We start from the raw sequence: 20,032 nt of genomic DNA on the forward strand, positions 1-20,032 counted from the left end.
ACCGCCGCTGCCGCCGGTTAGCGCCCGCGAGCACAGCGAACATGGCGACCACCGGTCGGGGGCGGGACCTGCCATGTTCCCGAACCAGGAGGACGTGAAGCAAATGGGATTGTTCACAAAGGACATCAAGACGATGAACGATCTGTTCGTTCATCAGCTGCAGGACATCTATTACGCCGAAAACCAGCTCGTCAAAGCGCTGCCCAAGATGGCGGAGAAGGCGACGGATCAGAAGCTCAAGCAGGGTTTTCTGGCCCATCTCGACGAAACCAGGACGCATGTGAAGCGGCTCGAGCAGGTGTTCGAGATGCATGGCATCGCGCCCAAGGCAGTCGACTGCCCGGCGATCGACGGCATCATCGAAGAGGCGGAGGAGGTCGCCGGCGAGGTCGCGGATAAGACCGTGCTCGACGCCGCCCTGATCAATGCCGGCCAGGCGGCCGAGCACTATGAGATCACCCGCTACGGCAGCCTGATCGCCTGGGCCAAGCAGCTCGGCCGCAGCGACTGCGCCGCCGTGCTGCAGAAGACGCTCGACGAGGAGAAGGCGACCGACATGAAGCTGACCAAGCTCGCCGAGACCAGCGTCAACCTGCGCGCCGCGAGCTGACGCTCGATCGTTGATGAGGCAAAACGCCGCGCGGGTCGCCCGCGCGGCGTCGGCGGATCGCGCCGGTCAGGTCTTGCGCAGCGCGAAGTTGGCGCCGCAGAACGCCATCAGGGCGCCGAGGCAGAGCGCGGCGAGGCCTGCCAGTACGCCCGAGGCCGACGGCACGGGGCTCGGACCGGAGATCGCCTGGCCGATGCCGGCCAGCATCAGGACGCCGACCACGACCAGGAAGTTGCGCATCCGCTGCGGGATCTCGCCCGACACCGCGCTGTGCATGATGTTGGCGATGAAGTAGCCCGAGGAGAACCCGACGGTGGCGATCAGCCACCATGCGATCGCCGATCCCGCCGGCATGAAGGCGCCGCTCTCGGTCTGCCACAGGCCGCCGAGATCGAGCCCGTAGCGGGCGCCGAGCATGTGCACCGCCAGCGCCAGCAGCACGCCGGCGGCCATCGCCCCGGCCAGGATCAAATGGCGCGGAAAATAGATCGTTTCGCTCATGCTCCGCTTGTAGGATAAGGCGCGTGCCACACGCAACAGGACCGATCCATTTCCGAGCGCACCACCACGGCCGGCGATGATACGATCCGCTACGCCTACAAGGCGTCGCTGATCGGGGCCGCGCACCAGTTCGAACTGACGGAGCAGGGCCTGTCGTGGCGGTTCGCCGGCCGTACCGGCCTGTGGCCTTACGCCGAGATCGTCGCGATCCGGCTGTCCTACCGACCGGTGTCGATGCAGGCGAAGCGTTTTCGGGCCGACGTCACCCATCGCGACGGCCGCCGCCTCGGCATCATCTCCGTCTCGTGGCAGACGGCTGCCCTGATGGCGCCGCAGAGCGAGGCCTATCGCGCCTTCATTCTCGGGTTGCATGCGCGGCTCGCCGTCAGCGGCAGCAACGCGCGGCTGACCGCGGGCCTCGGCCGCTTCACCTACGGCGCGGCGCTCGCCGCGATCGCGCTGCTCGCCGTCGCGATGGCCGGGCTTCTGGTGCGTGCGCTCGTCATCGCCGAATGGTCGGGCGCGTTGTTCCTGATCGGCTTCGCCGCGCTGTTCGCCTGGTATGTCGGCGGCTTCATCACCCGCAACAGGCCGCGCAGCTACACGTTCACGGACATTCCGGCCGCGATGCTGCCGTGATCACGCAATCTCATCGCCGGTCACCGAATGTGATCGTGCAGATTTCGCGCACCATGCCAGACTGAGCGAGTCGCTTTCGGAGTGGGACGATGCAGGATCGCGCGCTGCGCAGGCCGGATGACGCCGAGATCGCCGCGATCAACGCGCGGCATTTCGCCGACACGCCGCTGCGGCCGGCCGATCTGCTGTTCGTGTTCGGCACCCGCGTCGACGAGGAGCTGCGTGCCGAGACGGCGGCGAAGCTATGGCAGCAGGGCTACTTCCGCCACGCCATCGTCAGCGGCGGCATCACGCCGGGCGCGGATGTTTCGGAGTGTACGCTGATCAAGGCCGCCATGGTGAGGCGCGGCGTTCCGGCCGAGCGCATCCTCGAAGAGCATCATGCCACGAACACCGGCGAGAACGTCGTGCTCGCGCTGCCGGTGATCGACGCCGCGCTCGGCCTCGCCAATGTCGGCAGCGTGATCTGTCTCGGCAACAGCTGGACCGCGCGGCGCTACGCGATGACCCTGCAGCGGCACTCGCCCGAGGTGGAGAAGATGCTGCTGACGGTGGACGGCTTCGGCGTCCCGCGCCATCTCTGGCACACACATCCCGAATTCCGCCGCCGCGTGCTCGGCGAATGGGACAAGATCGCGCCGTACAAGGCGAAGGGCTACATTGCGGAGTGGCCGTGAGGCGCAAAGCTCGAGGCAAAGGTGCGAGCCCCGTAGGGTGGGCAAAGTCATCGGGGCGCGCGAGCCGCACGATGATGTGCCCACCGTCTCTCCATCCGCGCGAGACGGTGGGCACGGCGCCCTCAGATGGCACGGACAAGCACGCTGATCGGGCGCGCCTTTGCCGACCCTACCTCTATGACGGAGCTTCCATGAGCCGAGGTGCGAGCCGGATCGTCGCCCATTATGAGCGTCACGCATTGGCGTGGGACGCTGACCGCCGCGCGGCCGCCTGGACTGACAAGCCTCCCATCGAACGCTTCGTTACGCTCCTGCGGCCGGGCGCGAACGTGCTCGATCTCGGCTGCGGGGGTGGTGTGCCGGTCGCAGCGCACATCTCGGCGCAAGGATTTTCCGTCACCGGGGTGGACAGCTCGCCGACGATGATCGCGCTGTGTCGGACGCGAATGCCGGATCAGGAATGGGTCGTTGCCGACATGCGGTCGTGGACCTCAGGGCGGCGATTTGACGGGGTGTTGGCGTGGGACAGCTTCTTCCATCTCGGACATGATGACCAGCGGCGCATGTTTCCGATCTTCGCGGCCTGCGCGGCTTCGGGCGGCGTGCTGCTGTTCAACGCCGGACCCGCACATGGCGAAGCCATCGGGTCCTACCGCGGCGATCCGCTCTATCATGCGTCTCTCGATCCGTCCGAGTACGCTGCGTTGCTGCGCGACAATGGATTCGAACTGATCGCACAGTCAGTCGGCGAGCCGGCCAACGGCGAGCGCAGCTTCTGGCTTGCCCGCGCCGTTCGGGCTCCGCCCGTCTGACCCAACACTTGCTCAGGGTCTTCCAACACGCGCGTGAGATTCGATGGGATCGTTTCACGCTAGCCGGATCCTTATTCACAGCCAACCGAAGCAAGATCTCGATCGAGATCACGCCGACGCATGATCGGGGGCATTCGGACAACCGCGTGGTTCATTCCGTCAGCGGACTGCGTTCACTGACCTATCTTTTTGATGCAGATCGGTTGGCCATTGGGGACAGGAGTGCAATCCCAGTCCGGACCAAATCCGGTATTCGGATTAGGATTGGGAAACCAGTAGAAGCCAGAAACGAGAAGGCAAAGCAGCGCGACGATGAATAGGATACCCAATACGTCACCAGCCCTTGGATAAGGCAGAGGCCATCTCATGACGGTGTCCTCAGTCGGCGCTTCGGTCGGACAATATGATCGAGAAACGCCAATGCAATGGCAATGACCACGAAGTGGAAATTGGTCCACGCGCAGGATGCGTCGGACGGGCCGCGTCTTACGGCCTCACCACGAGCACCGAGCACTTGGCGTAGCGCACGACGTGGCCGGCGTTGCTGCCGAGGAAGTAGGTCCGCATCGCCGGGCGGTGCGAGGTCATTACGATCAGGTCGGCCTTGACCTTGGCTGCCTCCTCGAGGATCTCGTGATAGATGCCGCCCTGGCGCACCGTATAGCTGATGCGCTCCGCCGGGATGCCGGATTCGCGCGCCACGATCGACAGCGCTTCCTCGGCGGTCTCGCGCTGCTGCGCGTCGAAATCGGCCGGGACGTATTCGGCGAGCATCACCGGCGTCATCGGCATGACGTTGAGCAGATGCACCGTGCCGCTCCAGGTCTGTGCCAACGTGGCCGCGGTGGCGATGGCGGGCTTGGCGAGGTCGGTGTCGGCCAGATCGATCGGCACCAGAATCGAGTTGAACATCGAAGGTCCTCCTCTGTCCGCCGGGATTACGCGCCGGACCGGACCTGCCTGTCAATCGACCGAGCCATGCTTGAGCAGCTTGGGCGTGACGAATCTCAGGAGACGGCCGCGGGTGAAGCTGACGTCGCCCCAATCGTCGGTGTCGAAATCGAGCACCGCCAAACCCGCGGTCGGCATGTTGCGCATCAGCTCGTGGCGGGCCTCTGAATCGCCCCCGCCGGTCAGCGCCAGCGCGAGCTCGTGCATTCCGGGATTGTGCCCGACGAGCAGGAGCTGCTTCGGATCGTGCACTGCCGCGAGGCGGATGTGATGCAGCATCTGCATCGGCTCGGCGCCGTAGAGCCCGGGAACGGTCTCGACCTGCGGGGCCGGGACACGGTCCTTCATCGCCGCAAGCGCGAGGTCCCAGGTCTGCTGTGCCCGGACCGCGGTCGAGACCAGCACCAGCTCCGGCACCGGCGGGTGGCTGGCGATGAAATCGCCGATCATGGCGGCATCCTGGTGCCCGCGCTCGTCGAGACGGCGGTCCTGGTCGCGGCCGGTCGGCGCGTCAGTCTCGGTCTTGGCGTGGCGCAGCAGCATCAATCGGCGCATGGAATTCCGTCTCGAATCGTTCAGGCTGGGTCCGGCTGTACCACGTCTCTTTGTCGCCATTAAAAGCGTCATGACGTCCGGCGCAGGGTTCGCTAAGAAAACGCCATGAGCGAGACTTCCACAAGCGTGAACGATGACGCGGATGCCGCAGGTGCACACGGCCGCACCAGGCTGAATTTCGACCTCGACGTCGACGTCTGCGTGGTCGGGGCGGGATTGGCCGGCTTGACGGTGGCATTGTGCGCGGCCCGGCAGGGGGCGAGCGTCGCGGTGCTGGAAGGCCGCCAGGTCGGGTGGAACGCATCCGGCCACATGATCGGCACGGTGATGCCTGGGTTCGACCTGCCGCTGCCGGATCTGATCGAGCGCGTCGGGCTCGCGCATGCCCGGGCGCTATGGGCGTTGTCCTGGTCCGGTGCCGAGTTCATCCGCGCCCAGGCCACCGAGGCAGCGATGCCGGGCATCGGGCTCAGCGAGGGCGCGCTCGAAGTCTCCAATGTCGACGCCGGCGACGCCTTGATCCGCCGCCTGCAGATGCTGCACGAGGATTTCGACACCGAGGTCGAGGGCTGGCAGGTCGAGCGCGTCAGGACCGAGCTCAAGACCGACCGCTACTTCCACGGCGTCCATTATCCCAAGGCGTTCCAGCTCGACGGCCGCAGGTACGTTCACGCGCTGGCGCGGCTCGCGCACAAGGCCGGGGCGCGGATCTTCGAGGACACGCCGGTGGTCAGCATCGATGCGTCGGGCGTGCGCAAGCGCATCGTGACGCCGTCGGCGCGGATGCGCGCCTCGCACATCGTGCTGGCCGGCAACATCCATCTCGGCGCGCCGCTGCAGAAGCTGTCCGATACGCTGCTGCCGGTGTGGCGCTATGGCGGCGTCACCGCGCCGCTCGGCGAGCGCCTCGCCGAGGCGATTTCCTTCCAGGGATCGGTCAGCGACACCGACGGCATCGATCATTTCCGAATCGTCGACGGTGACCGGCTGATGTGGGCGAGCCCGGAGACGACCTGGGACGCGCGGCCCAGCGGATTTGCCGCGGCGCTGCAGCGCCGGATCCGGACGGTGTTTCCGCAGCTCGGCCGGGTCGAGATCGCCGACACCTTCGGCGGCGTCACCGGCCAGACCGTGCACGGCATGCCGCAGATCGGCCAGCTCCGCAAAGGCCTGTGGGTCGCGAGCGGCTTCGGCCGGCAGGGGCTCAACACCTCGGCGATGGCCGGACAGTTGATCGCCCAGGCGATCCTCGCCGGCGACGATCGCTGGAAGCTGTTCTCGCCGTTCGAGCTGGTCTGGGCCGGCGGCGTCAGCGGCCGGGTTGCCGGGCATGTCGTCAATCTCTGGGTCCGCGGCCGCTCCGCCGCGGCCGGAACGCTGGCGCGACACCGCGAGCGCGTGCGTGCGCAGGAGCGCATGCGCGAGATCCGGGCGGCCGAAGCGCGGCGCCGGGCGGCCGAGCGGCCCGGCTCGCGGCTGCCGCTGCGGCCGCAGCCATCCGATCTGAACCGTCATCCCGACGCCGGGGAGGGCTGACACCTCGCAAGAAAGTGAGCCGCCGCGCCCGCGCCCGACGTAACTTCGCGGGATCCCATCCGTAGATCCGGTAACCCATCGCCGTACGGAGACCGCCATGATCGACCGCCGCCTGATGTTGACCACCGCCGCCGGACTGTTCGGCTTCGCCGCCCTGCGCTGGCTCGGCGGTTCCGCGCCGGCCCGCGCCGCCGAGAAGTTCGAGGTCGAGAAAACCGAGGCCGAGTGGCGCGCGCAACTGACGCCGCAGCAATACGAGATCCTACGCGAGGAGGGCACCGAGCGGCCCTGGACCAGCCCGCTGCTGAAGGAGCATCGCAAGGGCACCTTCGCCTGCGCCGGCTGCGACCTGCCGCTGTTCTCCTCCGACACCAAGTTCGACAGCGGCACCGGCTGGCCGAGCTTCTTCAGGCCGCTCGACAATGCCGTGGCGACCCGCCAGGACAAGACCTACGGCATGGTCCGCACCGAGGTGCATTGCCGCCGCTGCGGCGGCCATCTCGGCCACGTGTTCGACGATGGCCCCAAGCCGACCGGCCTGCGCTACTGCATGGACGGGCTGTCGCTCACGTTCCACCCGGCAAATCCGTCGTCGACCTGACGGGAATCTGCGCCCGGATATTCCGGCTCGTCCGTTCAAGGCTCAGATGGGGGTCTTGAGGACGCGCCGGCAGCCGTGACGAGCGGCCGCGCCGGAGCGCGATTTGGCGCGTCCGGCCCGGCAAGAACTGCCGGCTCGGCAATTGTTCACCAGTTTTGACGCCGGTTTTTTGACGTTGTTGTTTTTCAACCCGCTGATTTCACAGCATTTTCGCATCTGGCACAGCGATTGCGACAGCTCTCCACGAAACGCGGTGCGGGCCGACCTGTCACCGGCATCACAGTGGAGAGATTGGTATGGGTATCTTCGACGCGATGAATACTTCGGTGAGCGGTCTGTCCGCTCAATCATTCGCGCTGCAGAACATTTCCGGTAACATCGCGAACGCGTCGACCGTCGGCTACAAGGGCATCGGCACCAGCTTCGAAGACCTCATCCCCAACGCGACCAACCCGACGCGCCAGAATGCCGGCGGCGTCACCGCCTTCGCCAAGGCCACCATCACCACCCAGGGCACCGTCTCGACGTCCTCGGTCGCCACCAACATGGCGATCAACGGCGACGGCTTCTTCAACGTGCAGAAGGCCTCCTCGGTCGTCGACAACGTGCCGGTCTTCACTGGCGTCACCAACTACACCCGGCGCGGCGACTTCCAGCTCAACGCCAACGGCAACCTGATCAACGGCGCCGGCTATTACCTGATGGGCGTCGCGGTCGATCCGAAGACCGGCAACGCCACCGGCAACGTGCCGACCGTGCTGCAATTCGCCAACAATTTCGTGCCGGCGCAGGCGACGACCGCAATCCAGTACGCCGCCAACCTGCCGACGCAGCCGAAGACCGCCGCGAGCGGCAATGCCGCGACCGGCACCCTGGTCGCGGCCGGCGGCCTCAACTCGGCCGACCTCTCCAACGTGCCGCTGCCGGTGGGCACCAACTTCTACGCCGACTCCACCGTCACCGGCGGTACGGCGGTCAACAAGAACGCGGCGAACATCACCACGTCGACGCTGCTGTCGGGTGGTGCGGCCACCGATTCGATCACGAGCAACTTTGCCACCGGCGACACGATCACCATGACCGGCAGCGCGGGCGACGTCATCACCTTCACTTTCGTCGCCTCCGGCGCCTCGGGCACCCAGATCAATGTCGGCGACTCCGTCGGCACGCTGATGGCGAAGATCGCGGCCGTCACCGGCGTGACGCCGACCATCACTGCCGGCAAGATCACGCTGCATTCCGGCAGCGGCGAGGACTGGACCATGAGCAGCGCGTCCCCGGGTTTCACCGCGCTCGGCCTTACGTCACCGGTGGCACTGACGCGCACGGCGAGTCCCGGCACCGGCATCGTGATCGGCAATGATCTCACCAACTTCAACAACGAGACGATCTCTGGCGGCGCGGTCACGGCCTACAACTCGTCGGGCACGCCGGTGAACGTGCAGTTGCGCTGGGGCAAGGTCGACAGCGCGACGCTCGGCACCGGCCACAAGGACACCTGGAACCTGTTCTACCAGACCGACTCGAACGCGACCGGCTCGACCGTGGCGTGGCAGAACGTCGGCACCAACTTCCAGTTCGCCTCCGACGGCTCGCTGGTGTCGCCGACGACCTCCAACATCTCCATCCCCAACGTCGTGGTCGACGGCACCACGCTCGGTACCGTCAGCCTCAACATCTCCTCGGGCGCGCTGACGCAATATGCGAGCACGATCGGCTCGGCGACCATCAACCAGATCAATCAGAACGGCTTCGCCGCCGGTCAGTTGCAGTCGGTCGCCGTCAACAACAGCGGCGTCGTCACCGGCACCTTCTCCAACGGCCAGACCATCAACCTGGCGCAGGTGACGCTGTCGCATTTCAACGGCACCAATTACCTGAAGGCGCTCGACGGCGGCGCCTATGAGGCGACCGATCAGTCCGGCCAGGCCATCATCGGCGCGACCGGCAAGATCTCGGGCGGCTCGCTGGAAGGCTCGAACACCGACATCGCCGACGAGTTCACCAAGCTGATCGTGACCCAGCAGGCCTATTCGGCCAACACCAAGGTGATCACGACGGCCAATTCGATGGTGCAGGATCTTCTGAACGTGCTGCGCTGATCGCGCTGAGACGTGGCAGTTGAATTGACATAAGGCTACCGCACATGGGTTTGAGTTCTGCCCTCGCCACCGCGATGTCCGGCCTGCGTTCGACGCAGGCCGCGCTCTCGATCATCTCGTCGAACGTCGCCAACGCGAACACCCCCGGCTACGTCGCGCAGAACCCGAACCAGATCGAGGTCGCCAGCGGCGGCTTCGGCTCGACGGTGACGACGACCGGCGTCAACCGTCAGCTCGATCTGTTCGTCCAGAACCAGCTCCGCACCGAGACCTCGGGCGGGACCTACGCCAATCAGATGGCCAACATCCTGAGCCAGCTGCAGACCGTGTACGGTACGCCCGGCGGCAGCGGCACGCTCGAGACGGCGCTGAACAATTTCACCACGGCGCTGCAGTCGCTGTCGAACAATCCGAGCAACCAGTCGGCGCAGTCGGTGGCGCTGTCGGCGGCGCAGGGCGTGGCGCTGCAGCTCAACGCGACCACCAAGGGCATCCAGACCCTGCGCAGCAATGTCGAGCAGGACATCGGCAATTCGGTCACGCAGGCCAACGCGGCGATCAAGCAGATTGCGACGCTCAACACGCAGCTGCAGGGCCTCGACAGCTCCGACCCGCTGGCGGCGACCCTGCAGGACCAGCGCGACAACGCGATCAACACGCTCGCCAAATATGTCGATATCCGCGTCGTGTCCGACCCGACCAACGGCACGAGCATATTCACCAATTCGGGCATCCAGCTGGTCGGCGCGGGCCTCAGCTCGGAGTTCACCTTCTCCTCGCCGGGGACGCTCGACGCCACCTCGCTCTACAACAGCGATCCGACCAAGACCGGCGTCGGCCAGCTCAACATCAAGCTGTCGAACGGCGTGTCGCTCGACGTCGTGTCGAACAATCTGCTGAACTCGGGCCAGATCGCAGCCGACCTCAAGCTGCGCGACCAGACCCTGGTGCAGGCCCAGACCCAGGTCGACCAGCTCGCGGCGACGATGGCTTCGGCACTGTCCGACAAGACCACGGCGGGCACCGCGGTGGCTGGGCCGCCGGCGGGCTTCGACGTCTCGACATCAGGGCTGCTGGCGGGCAACACCATCAACCTGACCTACACGGACTCGAGCAACGTCCAGCGTCAGATCAAGGTCGTCAACGTCAACGATCCCGCTGCGCTGCCGCTGCAGAATGCCACCGGCGCCAACCCGTCCTATGTCGGCGTCGACTTCTCGCTCGGCATGGCCTCGGTGGTGTCGCAGCTCAACAGCGCGCTCGGGTCGGCGCATCTGCAGTTCTCCAATCCCTCCGGCAGCACGCTGCGGATCACCGACGACGGCACCAGCCAGGCGACCGTCAAGGCGGCCTCGGCCACCACCACGACGCAGACGCTTGCCAGCGGCAATGCGCAGCTCCCGGTGTTCACCGACGGCGGCGCGCTCTACACCGGCGCAATCACCTCGACGGGCTCGCAGATGACGGGGCTCGCCGGGCGGCTCAACGTCAACCCGGCGCTGCTCAACGATCCGACCAAGCTGTCGACCTATTCGACCTCGCCGCAGACCGCGGCCGGCGACTCGACGCGGCCGGACTTCCTGTTCGCGCAGCTCACCTCGGCGACCTTCAGCTACTCGCCGACCACCGGCCTCGGCTCGGCGGCGCAGCCGTTCCAGGGCACGGTGTCCGGCTATCTGCAGCAATTCGTCAGCCAGCAGGGCAGTGCGTCGACGCTGGCGACCCAGCTCAGCCAGGGCCAGGCCGTCGTGGTCAGCACGCTGAAGGAGAAGTTCCAGGGCACCGCGGGGGTCAACATGGACAGCGAGATGTCCAACCTGATCCAGGTCCAGAACACCTATGCGGCAAACGCCCATATCATGTCGGTCGTGCAAAGCATGATGCAGAGCCTGCTCCAGGCGTTTTAGTGAGGCGCGTGTAAGATGACGATCAGCAGTGTCAATTACGGAAGCTCTCTGCTCGGCCTGTCCGTGCGGAACATCACGAGCCAGCTCGCGGACCTTTCCACGCAGCTCTCGAGCGGCGTCAAGGCGAACAACTACGCCGGCATGGGGCCCGACGAGGGGTTCGCGATCGCGGCGCGGGCGCAGCTGTCGAACATCTCGGCGTTCACGCTGACGATGACCCACGTCAATACCGTGATCGGCGCGGTCAATACCTCGCTGCAGTCGCTGTCCAAGATTCATGACCAGGTCCAGAGTGGCGCCTCGGCGACACCACAGAACCTGACCAGCACTGGCCAGACCACGGGACAATTGACGGCGCTGTCCAACCTGTCGGCGATCACCGGCATCCTCAACACGCAGGTCGGCGACCGCTACATTTTCTCCGGCAGCGCCACCGACCGGCCGGCGATCGCATCGGCCGACGACATCCTGAACGGCACCACAACGCAGGCCGGGCTGAAGCAGGTCATCGCCGAGCGGCAGCAGGCGGATCTCGGGCTCAACGGTCTCGGGCGTCTCAACCTGTCGGCGTCGGCCACCATGCCGATCACGCTGGCGGAGGACGTCGCCGGCTCGCCGTTCGGCTTCAAGCTGAGCGGGGTGACGTCGTCGCTGACCAACGCCACGGTGACCGGACCGTCCGGCTCGCCCGCGGGCATCTCGGTCGATCTCACCGCCGGCAATCCGAATGCGGGCGACCAGATCAGCTTCACCTTCAAGCTGCCCGACGGCACCTCGGAATCGATCAAGCTGACGGCGTCCACCACGACGCCGGCGCCGACCAATACGTTCGCCATCGGTGCCACGCCCGCGGCCACCTCCGCCAATCTCAACGCGGCGCTCAACACGGCGCTGTCGACGCTGGCCAACACCTCGCTGACCGCCGCCTCGGCGGTCGTCGCCGGTGACAACTTCTTCAACACGGCGAGCTCCGTGTCGGGCACCGTGGTCAACAACAAGCTCGCAACGCCGGCTCCGATCACCGGAGCGACGCTGCTGTCGGGCGGTGCGGGCTCCGACTCGATCGCGACCAGCTTTGCAACCGGCGACACCATCACCGTCAACGGACAGACGCTGACCTTCGTCGCCTCCGGCGCCAACGGCAACAACCAGATCAATGTCGGCGACAGCGTGCAGACGCTGCTGTCGAAGATCGATACGCTCAGCGGCACGTCGACGCCGTCGACGGTCAGCGGCGGCGTGATCACCTTGCGCACCGACGACGCCGCCAGCTTCTCGGTGTCGAGCTCGAACGCGGGTGCGTTCGGGGCGCTCGGCTTCTCCGGCACCGTGACGGCGCCGACGCCGCCGTTGCGCGTCTCCGGCTCGCCGCTGGGGTCGGCGACCAGCCTCGTCAACGGTTCGGCCAACACCGTCGCCTGGTACACCGGCAACAGCGGTCCCGGCTCGGCGCGGTCGAGCGCGACCATCCGGATCGACACGGCGCAGAGCATTCAGTTCGGCGCCCAGGGCAACGAGTTTGCGATCCGCAACCTCGTGCAGCAGACCGCGGTCTATGCCGCCGTCAACACGCCGCCGGCGGGTGCGAATGCCCCGCAGCAGATCGGCGCGCTCAGCCAGCGCATCGCCGCCAACCTGACGCCGCAGCTTGGCCAGCAGGCGATCTCGGACATCCAGACCGAGTTCGCCAACGCCCAGACCACGATGAAGGACGCCACGGCGCGCCAGACCCAGGCCAAGGCGGCAATGCAGGCCATGGTCGACCAGACCGAGGGCATCTCGCAGCAGGAGGTGGCGAGCCAGATCCTGCAGCTCCAGACCAACCTCCAGGCGTCCTACCAGACGACGGCGATGCTCGCCCAGTTGACGCTGGTGAAATATCTGTAGCGCCCCGGGGACGGCGGTTAGGTTTTCGTTAACCACGTCTCTTTAGCTTTTGTTCAGATCTGGGGCGAGAGCCTCTTTGTCTGGAGGCGGAACGTGAGTGACGGAACCGACGAGCGCATTCATCTGGTGGTCGCGACACCATGCTTCGGCGGCCAGGTGTCGAGCATCTATGCGAGCTCGATCTTCGCCCTGCAGCGCGAGTTGCGCGCCACCTCCAACGTCGGCCTCACCGTCCACATGCGCGACGGTGATGCGCTGATCACCCGGGCGAGGGCCAATCTCGTCACCCTGTTCCTCAATGATCCCACAGCAACCCATCTGCTGTTCGTCGATGCCGACATCGGCTTTACGCCCAGGCAGGTCTTCCGGCTGATCGAGTCCGGCGGCGACATGGTCGCCGGTGTCTATCCGGTCAAGAAGGTCAACTGGAGCAAGGCGCGCCGCGCCATCAACGACAACCGGATGGACGTGCCGGCGGCGTCGCTCGACTACGTGCTGGAGATTGACAATCCGGACCACGTCGCGGTGGTCAACGGCTTTACCCGCGTGCGCTATGCCGGCACCGGCTTCCTGATGATCCGCCGCCGCGTCATCGAGGCGATGATCGCGCATCCGGCCTACGCGCCGCTGCAGTTCTTCCGCGAGCATTCGCAGGATGCGCTGGCCGGCAGCCCGAACCGCTTCGCGCTGTTCGAATGCATGATCGATCCGGCGACCGGCACCTATCTCAGCGAGGATTTCGCGTTCTGCAGACGATGGACCGATCTCGGTGGCGAGATCTGGGCCGATCTCGACAGCCGGCTCGATCACGTCGGTCCGTCCGTCTTCCATGGCAATGTCGCCTCGCAATTCGCCTCGGCGGTGGCGGTTCCGACCGCTGCTGCGGCTGACGCAGCCTGACGATCCGTACCATGACCCCGGCGGCAACCCGGTCGCAGATCTCCCAGCCATCCCGCATCGACCGGCGCGAGCAGGGCGTCGCGGCCGGACTGCGTGATCTGTTTGCCCTGCTCGGCGATCTCCTGATCGATGGCGGCGACGCCCGCCTGGCGCTCGATCGCCCCTGGGGCCGCAACGTCTATGGCTGCGGGCCGTCGCCCGAACCCGATGTGCTGTGCTTCGCATCGAGCACGGCGTCGCCGATTTCGGAACGCGCCTATGCGCGCGTCGAGCTGGCGCGCGAGCAACTGATGCATGCGGCGATCTCGCTCGGCCTCGACGCCGCGCTCGACCGGCGCACCGAGGAGATGCGCTGCGAACTGCGCGGACATCTCGGCCTTGCCGACGACATCGACATCGTGTTCTCGCCGTCCGGCACCGACTCGCAACTGCATGCGCTGGCGCTGGTGCGGGCGATGCTCGGCGAGAGCGTCACGAGCATCGTCGTCGGCAGCGACCAGACCGGAAGCGGCACTGCCGCGAGCGCCCGGGGACACCATTTCAGCACGCGGACGGCGAACGGCCTGGCGGTGCGGACGAACACGCCGATCGAGGGGCTCTCGGGCGACGCCGTGTCGCTGCCGCTGCTCGACGGCGCATCGATGCAGCCGCGCGGCGATATCGATGCCGAGGTGCTCGACAGCGTCGGGACGCTGGTGCGGAACGGCCGTAGCGTTCTGCTGCAGGTCATGGAGTCCTCCAAGCTCGGCTGGCGCGCGCCGGACATGGGCTGCCTCGACGAGGTGGCGCGGCGCTGGCCGGGGCGCGTGCAGGTCGTCGTCGATGCCTGCCAGATGCGGCTCGGCGCGGCGCGGCTGCGCGCCCATCTCGATCGCGGCCATCTGGTGCTCGTCACGGGCGCGAAGTTCTTCGGCGGACCCGCCTTCAGCGGCGCCCTGCTGGTGCCCGCGGCCGCAGCGGCTGCGCTGCGCTGCGGACATCCGATCGCGCCCGGCCTGTTCGACTATGTCAATCGCAGCGATTGGCCGCTCGCCTGGACGGATCTGCGCGCGCGCACGGCGCCGCGCGCCAATATAGGCCAATGGCTGCGCTGGGAAGCCGCGCTGGCGGAGATCGCCGCATATCACGCCGTGCCCGAGCCGTTCCGTCGGATGGCGATCCGGCAGCTCGGCGAGTCCATCGAAAGCCTGCTGATGCTGTCGCCGGCGCTGCGTCCGATCGCCGCCCGCGCGCCTGCGCCGGATGCGAGCGATGGCGAGTTCGGCTTTCCCACCATCTTCCCGTTCGCGCTCCAGCGTGACGGCGGCCCGCTCGGCCTCGGTGAGACGCAGGCGGTATATCGCGCGCTGCAGCGCGATCTGGGCAGCCGCTTCACCGGGCGAGCAGCCGAAGTTGCCGCGCGCCAGTGCCTGATCGGCCAGCCGGTGCGGATCGAATGCGCGGGCGAGGCGCCGACGGCCGCGCTGCGGCTGTGCATCGGGGCGCGCCAGGTGACGGACGCATGGTGTGACGACGTCACCGCCGCCCGGGTCAATCTCGAATCCGACATCGACCGCGTCGCCGACATCGTTGCCAAAACAGAGCTGCTCGTATCGGATCTGAGCAGCCAGGATCTCAGGGACATCTGCAATGCCGACTGATTTGCTCGCGCTGGCCGACGCCACCGGCGCAGGATGTGCCGACCGCGTCGGCATGGCCAAGCTCGCCAAGGCCGCCTTCGACGGCCAGGACCTGAAACCGTTGTGGGCCGCCTTGCTCGCCAAGCTGCTCGACGGCCGCGCGGAGCCGGGCGAGGGGCTCGACCTGGCGCTGATCGCGCAGCTCATCGGCGAGAAATCGTCCGGGCTTGCAATCCAGCACGACGTGCTGCAGTCGCAGCAGCTCTATCGCGTGCGCTGCAAGAGCGAGACGCCGCGCCTGCGCGTGCTCGCGCTCGCTGCGGCCACCGACATGGGCAGCAACACGCCGATCGAGTTCCTGCTCGAGGATACCGACTTCGAGCTGCTGCTGCTCTACGTCGTTCCAGGCGCGAACCTGCTGGCACCGCTGCCGGCCCATGACGTCGCCATCGTCATCGCCTCCGATTCCGAGGATTGCCAGCACGCGCTGCGCGAGATCGATGCTGTCGCGGCGCGCTGGCCGCGTCCGCTGCTCAATCCGCCGGAGCGGATCTGGCATCTCGACCGCGACAAGCTGCATGCGCTGCTGGCCTGCATCGACGGACTCACCATTCCGGCGACCATCCCCGTCGACCGCGAGCGCCTGATCGAGATCGCCGACGAGCGCGAATGGATCACCGACGTCGACCACTCGCTCGCCTTCCCGGTCATCGTGCGGCCGCGCGGCTCGCATGCCGGCGTCGGCCTCGAGAAGATCGACGAGCCGCTCGAGCTGTCGCTCTATCTCGACGAGCGCGACGAGCAGGAGTTCTTCGTCTCGCGCTTCGTCGACTATGCCAGCGAGGACGGCCAGTTCCGCAAGTACCGCATCGTGTTCGTCGACGGCACGGCCTACGCCTGCCACATGGCGATCGCGCGGCGCTGGGACATCTGGTACCTCAACGCCAACATGGCCGGCAGCGAGAGCAAGCGCCTCGAAGAGGCGACCTTCATGCAGACCTTCGACATCGGCTTCGGCCGCCGTCATCGCAGCGTGCTCGATGCGATCGCCGCGCGCGTCGGCCTCGACTATTTCATCATCGATTGCGCCGAGACCAGGGACGGCGCGCTGCTGGTGTTCGAGGCCGACAATACAGCCGTCGTCCACAACATGGATTCGCCGGAGATCTTCCCCTACAAGCCGCCGCAGATGCAGAAGATCTTCGCGGCCTTCGCGGCCATGATCGAGAAGCGCGCCGCGTCGCGGGCGGAGCAGGCGGCGTGACCGCCGGGCTGCGCATCGATCCCGCGTCGCGGACGGCGGAGACGCTCGATCCGCAACATTGGGACCAGATGCGCGCGCTCGGTCATCGCATGCTCGACGACATGATCGACTATGTCGCCGATATCCGCGACCGGCCGGTGTGGCAGCCGATGTCGCCGGCGACACGGCAGAGCTTCCGCAGCGCGCTGCCGCATGCGCCGACCGATCTCGCCGAGGTCTATCGCGATTTCAGCGAGCTCGTCGTTCCCTACGCGACCGGCAACGTGCATCCCGGATTCATGGGCTGGGTGCACGGCGGCGGCACCGTGGTCGGCATGCTTGCCGAGATGCTGGCTGCCGGACTGAACGCCAATCTCGGCGGCCGCGACCATGCGCCGATCGAGATCGAGCGGCAGGTCGTCGACTGGACGCGCCAGTTGTTCGGCTTTCCGGTATGCGCCAGCGGCATCTTCGTCACCGGCACCTCGATGGCGAACCTGATGGCGGTGCTGGTGGCGCGCCGCGCCGAGCTCGGCGCGTCGGTTCGCTCGGCGGGTCTCGGTGAGGAGGGGCGGCGCTTGCGCGCCTACACGTCGAAGGCGGCGCATGGCTGCATCGCCAAGGCGACGGACATCTGCGGACTGGGCAGCGACGCGCTCGGCTGCATCGCGGTGGATGCCGCACATCGCGTCGACGTCGGCGAGCTGCGGACCGCGATCGCGCGCGATCGCGCCGCGGGCCTGCATCCGTTTCTCGTCGTCGCCTCCGCTGGCACCGTCGATATCGGCGCCATCGACGACCTCGCGGCTGTTGCCGAGCTCTGCCGTGCCGAGGGGCTCTGGTTTCACGTCGACGGCGCCTTCGGTGCGCTCGCGATGCTGTCAGCGGAGCTCGCACCGAAGCTCGCCGGCATCGAGCTGGCGGATTCGATTGCGCTGGATTTTCACAAATGGGGGCAGGTGCCCTACGATGCGGGCTTCCTGCTGGTGCGCGATGGCACCAAGCATCGTGACGCCTTCGCCTCGCCGGCCGCCTATCTGCGCCGGGAAACCCGCGGTCTCGCGGCGGGCGCCGAATGGCCCTGTGATCTCGGTCCTGATCTGTCGCGCGGCTTCCGGGCGCTGAAGACCTGGTTCACGCTGAGAACGTTCGGCACGGACGCGCTCGGTGCCGTGATCGCGCGAAGCTGCGAGCTCGCGCGCCATCTGGAGTCGCGGGTGCGCGCCGAGCCCGAGCTCGAGCTGCTGGCGCCGGTCAATCTCAACATCGTCTGCTTCCGCTATCGCGCAGACGATGCCGATGCGCTCAACGGCGAGATCGTCGCCGACATCCACGAATCCGGCCTCGCCGCACCGTCGACCACGATGCTCGACGGACGGCTGGCGATCCGTGCCGCGATCGTCAATCATCGCACCGGGACGAGCGACATCGACCGGCTGATTGCGGCGGTCCTCATGTTCGGCCGCCAGCGCGCGGCCGGTCTCACGCCGTTGATCGAGATCGAAGCTCCGCCGCTGGCGCTCTGATCGCAAACCGCATCTAGGCATCGTCCGCTGGTCGATGACGACCGCCGACGGAATGTAGCCGCGCGTGTCGAAACCTTTCCAAAGGTGGTTGACACGTTGTGAATGACGGGTGCGTTTGTTGAATCAATGAGCCTTTTCAAGGGGCGTTCTTGCGTGATGACGCGGCAATGAGCCGCGCCGATGCGCCTGTTCTGCTGATTGAGGCGGCTGCGCCCCGCAACCCTTCAGCGTTTGTTAGCCACTGCCATTCACCGTGACGCCCGTCGTCCGGGTCGCTCAAGTCGACCTGGGCTTCACCCTGATCTCGAAGGGATCGGGGCTTATTTCACACCAGAAGGGTATGAAAATGTCAGGTATCGTCCTCTCGGCGTCGGTGCGCCAGAATCTGCTGTCGCTCCAGTCGACAGCTCAGCTCCTCGCCACCACCCAGAACAATCTCTCCACGGGCAAGAAGGTCAACTCGGCGCTCGACAATCCGACCAACTTCTTCACCGCCCAGGGTCTCGACAACCGCGCTTCCGACATCTCCAATCTGCTCGACGGCATCGGCAACGGCGTGCAGGTGCTGCAGGCCGCCAACACCGGCATCACCTCGCTGCAGAAGCTCGTCGACAGTGCCAAGTCGATCGCCAACCAGGTTCTGCAGAGCGCGGTGGGCTACTCCACCAAGTCGAGCGTGACCTCGGCGGCCCTGACCGGTGCGACCGCCACCGACCTGCTCGGCTCCAGCTCGACGGCGGTGACCGGTTCGGTCGTCCAGAACGACAATACGACTCCGGCGGCGATCACCGGCTCGACCAAGCTGTCGGGTACGTCGGGCACCTCGTCGAACGACCTCTCCACCGGCATCACGTCGGGTGAGACGCTGGTCGTCAACGGCACCACCTTCACCTTCATCACCGGCACGTCCTCGACGGGCACCAACATCGGCATCGGCGACAGCGTCAGCAACCTGCTGTCGGCGATCCAGACCCAGACCGGCGTGACGGCGTCGATCACCGCGGGTGCGATCACCCTGACGCCGCCGGCGGCGGGATTGACGCTCTCGGGCAGCAGCGGCACCTTGGCCAAGCTCGGGCTGACTGCCGTCGGCGATGGCTTGTCGGGACAGACCTTGACGGTCGGCGCCACAGGAGGTGGCACGGCGACCAGCATCACGTTCGGTCTGGGGACAGGACAGGTCAAGTCGCTGAACGATCTCAACGCCAAGCTCGCAGCCAACAACCTGCAGGCCTCGATCGATTCGTCGACCGGCAAGATCACCCTCACCACGACCAACGACGCGGCGTCCGCCACGATCGGCGCGATCGGCGGTACGGCGGCGGCTTCCAGCCAGTCCTTCAACGGCCTGACGGCGGCGGCTCCGGTGGCGGATGTCACCGCGCAGACGCAGCGCGCGAGCCTGGTCTCGCAGTACAACAACGTGCTGGCGCAGATCAACACGACCGCGAGCGATGCGTCGTTCAACGGTGTCAACCTGCTGAACGGCGACACGCTGAAGCTGACCTTCAACGAGAACGGCAAGTCGACGCTGTCGATCACCGGCGTGACCTTCAACTCCGCGGGCCTCGGCCTCTCGACGTTGACCTCGGGCACCGACTTCCTCGACAACAACTCGGCGAACAAGGTGATCGGCGTGCTCACCACGGCGAGCTCCACGCTGCGCAACGAGGCCTCGACGCTGGGTTCGAACCTGTCGGTCGTGCAGGTTCGTCAGGACTTCAACAAGAACCTGATCAACGTGCTGCAGACCGGCTCGTCGAACCTGACGCTGGCCGACACCAACGAGGAAGCGGCCAACAGCCAGGCGCTGTCGACCCGCCAGTCGATCGCGGTGTCCGCGCTGTCGCTCGCCAACCAGTCGCAGGCGAGCGTGCTGCAGCTCCTGCGCTGATCCGAAGGCATCGTCATCTCTCGAAAACCAAGGCGGCGGGGGAAACCCCGCCGCTTTTTCATCGGACGACAT

17 protein-coding genes are annotated in these 20,032 nt (G+C 66.6%); 14 read left to right on the forward strand and 3 right to left on the reverse strand.

Annotated elements, in window-relative coordinates; all coding sequences use genetic code 11:
- The first annotated feature begins 103 nt into the window (after window positions 1-103).
- A complete protein-coding gene (locus ACQR2C_RS10025) occupies window positions 104-610 on the forward strand; it encodes a ferritin-like domain-containing protein (protein WP_316239268.1) in 507 nt (168 codons plus the stop codon).
- A 66-nt stretch (window positions 611-676) separates the two neighbouring features.
- On the opposite strand, the gene ACQR2C_RS10030 is transcribed toward ACQR2C_RS10025, so the two are convergent.
- Window positions 677-1,111 (reverse strand): hypothetical protein, encoded by a 435-nt coding sequence (locus ACQR2C_RS10030; protein ID WP_315712681.1) that lies wholly within the window; start codon window positions 1,109-1,111, stop codon window positions 677-679.
- Window positions 1,112-1,159: 48 nt separating this feature from the next.
- On the opposite strand from ACQR2C_RS10030, the gene ACQR2C_RS10035 reads away from it, so the two are divergent.
- From ACQR2C_RS10035 to ACQR2C_RS10045, 3 genes are all read left to right on the forward strand, one after another.
- Complete coding sequence (locus ACQR2C_RS10035; protein WP_434881099.1) at window positions 1,160-1,750, forward strand: hypothetical protein; 591 nt, start codon at window positions 1,160-1,162, stop codon at window positions 1,748-1,750.
- A gap of 89 nt (window positions 1,751-1,839) precedes the next feature.
- Entirely contained in the window at window positions 1,840-2,427 is a 588-nt protein-coding gene (locus ACQR2C_RS10040) for a YdcF family protein (RefSeq protein ID WP_434881029.1), read from the forward strand.
- Between the two features lie 71 nt (window positions 2,428-2,498).
- Window positions 2,499-3,239, forward strand: coding sequence for a class I SAM-dependent methyltransferase (locus ACQR2C_RS10045; RefSeq protein ID WP_434881030.1), 741 nt, complete (start codon window positions 2,499-2,501; stop codon window positions 3,237-3,239).
- A gap of 486 nt (window positions 3,240-3,725) precedes the next feature.
- Here ACQR2C_RS10045 and ACQR2C_RS10050 read toward each other — a convergent pair whose 3' ends face one another.
- On the reverse strand, window positions 3,726-4,151 hold the full coding sequence (locus ACQR2C_RS10050) for a universal stress protein (RefSeq protein WP_284420907.1): 426 nt from the start codon (window positions 4,149-4,151) through the stop codon (window positions 3,726-3,728).
- Window positions 4,152-4,202: 51 nt separating this feature from the next.
- Window positions 4,203-4,745, reverse strand: coding sequence for a SixA phosphatase family protein (locus ACQR2C_RS10055; RefSeq protein ID WP_315804320.1), 543 nt, complete (start codon window positions 4,743-4,745; stop codon window positions 4,203-4,205).
- Between the two features lie 105 nt (window positions 4,746-4,850).
- Between ACQR2C_RS10055 and ACQR2C_RS10060 the strand changes: the two genes are divergently transcribed.
- From ACQR2C_RS10060 to ACQR2C_RS10105, 10 genes are all read left to right on the forward strand, one after another.
- Window positions 4,851-6,281, forward strand: coding sequence for an NAD(P)/FAD-dependent oxidoreductase (locus ACQR2C_RS10060; RefSeq protein ID WP_315804319.1), 1,431 nt, complete (start codon window positions 4,851-4,853; stop codon window positions 6,279-6,281).
- A 97-nt stretch (window positions 6,282-6,378) separates the two neighbouring features.
- A complete protein-coding gene (gene msrB, locus ACQR2C_RS10065; RefSeq protein WP_434881031.1) occupies window positions 6,379-6,882 on the forward strand; it encodes a peptide-methionine (R)-S-oxide reductase MsrB in 504 nt (167 codons plus the stop codon).
- 296 nt (window positions 6,883-7,178) lie between these two features.
- Window positions 7,179-8,984, forward strand: coding sequence for a flagellar hook-basal body complex protein (locus ACQR2C_RS10070; protein ID WP_316182988.1), 1,806 nt, complete (start codon window positions 7,179-7,181; stop codon window positions 8,982-8,984).
- Window positions 8,985-9,028: 44 nt separating this feature from the next.
- Complete coding sequence (gene flgK, locus ACQR2C_RS10075; RefSeq protein ID WP_434881032.1) at window positions 9,029-10,891, forward strand: flagellar hook-associated protein FlgK; 1,863 nt, start codon at window positions 9,029-9,031, stop codon at window positions 10,889-10,891.
- A gap of 15 nt (window positions 10,892-10,906) precedes the next feature.
- Window positions 10,907-12,778: a flagellar protein gene (locus tag ACQR2C_RS10080; protein ID WP_434881033.1), complete on the forward strand. Its 1,872-nt coding sequence runs from the start codon at window positions 10,907-10,909 to the stop codon at window positions 12,776-12,778.
- A gap of 93 nt (window positions 12,779-12,871) precedes the next feature.
- Entirely contained in the window at window positions 12,872-13,678 is an 807-nt protein-coding gene (locus tag ACQR2C_RS10085) for a hypothetical protein (protein ID WP_315804314.1), read from the forward strand.
- Window positions 13,679-13,689: 11 nt separating this feature from the next.
- Window positions 13,690-15,318, forward strand: coding sequence for a hypothetical protein (locus ACQR2C_RS10090; RefSeq protein WP_434881034.1), 1,629 nt, complete (start codon window positions 13,690-13,692; stop codon window positions 15,316-15,318).
- A 52-nt stretch (window positions 15,319-15,370) separates the two neighbouring features.
- Entirely contained in the window at window positions 15,371-16,561 is a 1,191-nt protein-coding gene (locus ACQR2C_RS10095; protein WP_315804351.1) for an ATP-grasp domain-containing protein, read from the forward strand.
- Between the two features lie 68 nt (window positions 16,562-16,629).
- Window positions 16,630-18,066 carry a pyridoxal phosphate-dependent decarboxylase family protein gene (locus ACQR2C_RS10100; protein WP_434881100.1) on the forward strand — a complete coding sequence of 479 codons (1,437 nt, stop codon included), beginning with the start codon at window positions 16,630-16,632 and terminating at the stop codon, window positions 18,064-18,066.
- Window positions 18,067-18,412: 346 nt separating this feature from the next.
- Window positions 18,413-19,960 carry a flagellin gene (locus ACQR2C_RS10105; protein WP_434881035.1) on the forward strand — a complete coding sequence of 516 codons (1,548 nt, stop codon included), beginning with the start codon at window positions 18,413-18,415 and terminating at the stop codon, window positions 19,958-19,960.
- Window positions 19,961-20,032 lie beyond the last annotated feature (72 nt).

Origin of the sequence: Bradyrhizobium sp. HKCCYLRH3061, assembly GCF_051168015.1 — a bacterium.
Classification (GTDB): Bacteria; Pseudomonadota; Alphaproteobacteria; order Rhizobiales; family Xanthobacteraceae; genus Bradyrhizobium.

Coding starts and splice junctions, on each gene's coding strand:
- msrB (WP_434881031.1), top strand. CDS start 6,379: ATGATCGACCGCCGCCTGATGTTGACCACCGCCGCCGGACTGTTCGGC.
- ACQR2C_RS10055 (WP_315804320.1), bottom strand. CDS start 4,745: ATGCGCCGATTGATGCTGCTGCGCCACGCCAAGACCGAGACTGACGCG.
- ACQR2C_RS10070 (WP_316182988.1), top strand. CDS start 7,179: ATGGGTATCTTCGACGCGATGAATACTTCGGTGAGCGGTCTGTCCGCT.
- ACQR2C_RS10090 (WP_434881034.1), top strand. CDS start 13,690: ATGACCCCGGCGGCAACCCGGTCGCAGATCTCCCAGCCATCCCGCATC.
- flgK (WP_434881032.1), top strand. CDS start 9,029: ATGGGTTTGAGTTCTGCCCTCGCCACCGCGATGTCCGGCCTGCGTTCG.
- ACQR2C_RS10100 (WP_434881100.1), top strand. CDS start 16,630: ATGCGCGCGCTCGGTCATCGCATGCTCGACGACATGATCGACTATGTC.
- ACQR2C_RS10040 (WP_434881029.1), top strand. CDS start 1,840: ATGCAGGATCGCGCGCTGCGCAGGCCGGATGACGCCGAGATCGCCGCG.
- ACQR2C_RS10025 (WP_316239268.1), top strand. CDS start 104: ATGGGATTGTTCACAAAGGACATCAAGACGATGAACGATCTGTTCGTT.
- ACQR2C_RS10045 (WP_434881030.1), top strand. CDS start 2,499: ATGATGTGCCCACCGTCTCTCCATCCGCGCGAGACGGTGGGCACGGCG.
- ACQR2C_RS10030 (WP_315712681.1), bottom strand. CDS start 1,111: ATGAGCGAAACGATCTATTTTCCGCGCCATTTGATCCTGGCCGGGGCG.
- ACQR2C_RS10080 (WP_434881033.1), top strand. CDS start 10,907: ATGACGATCAGCAGTGTCAATTACGGAAGCTCTCTGCTCGGCCTGTCC.
- ACQR2C_RS10105 (WP_434881035.1), top strand. CDS start 18,413: ATGTCAGGTATCGTCCTCTCGGCGTCGGTGCGCCAGAATCTGCTGTCG.
- ACQR2C_RS10050 (WP_284420907.1), bottom strand. CDS start 4,151: ATGTTCAACTCGATTCTGGTGCCGATCGATCTGGCCGACACCGACCTC.
- ACQR2C_RS10060 (WP_315804319.1), top strand. CDS start 4,851: ATGAGCGAGACTTCCACAAGCGTGAACGATGACGCGGATGCCGCAGGT.
- ACQR2C_RS10095 (WP_315804351.1), top strand. CDS start 15,371: ATGGCCAAGCTCGCCAAGGCCGCCTTCGACGGCCAGGACCTGAAACCG.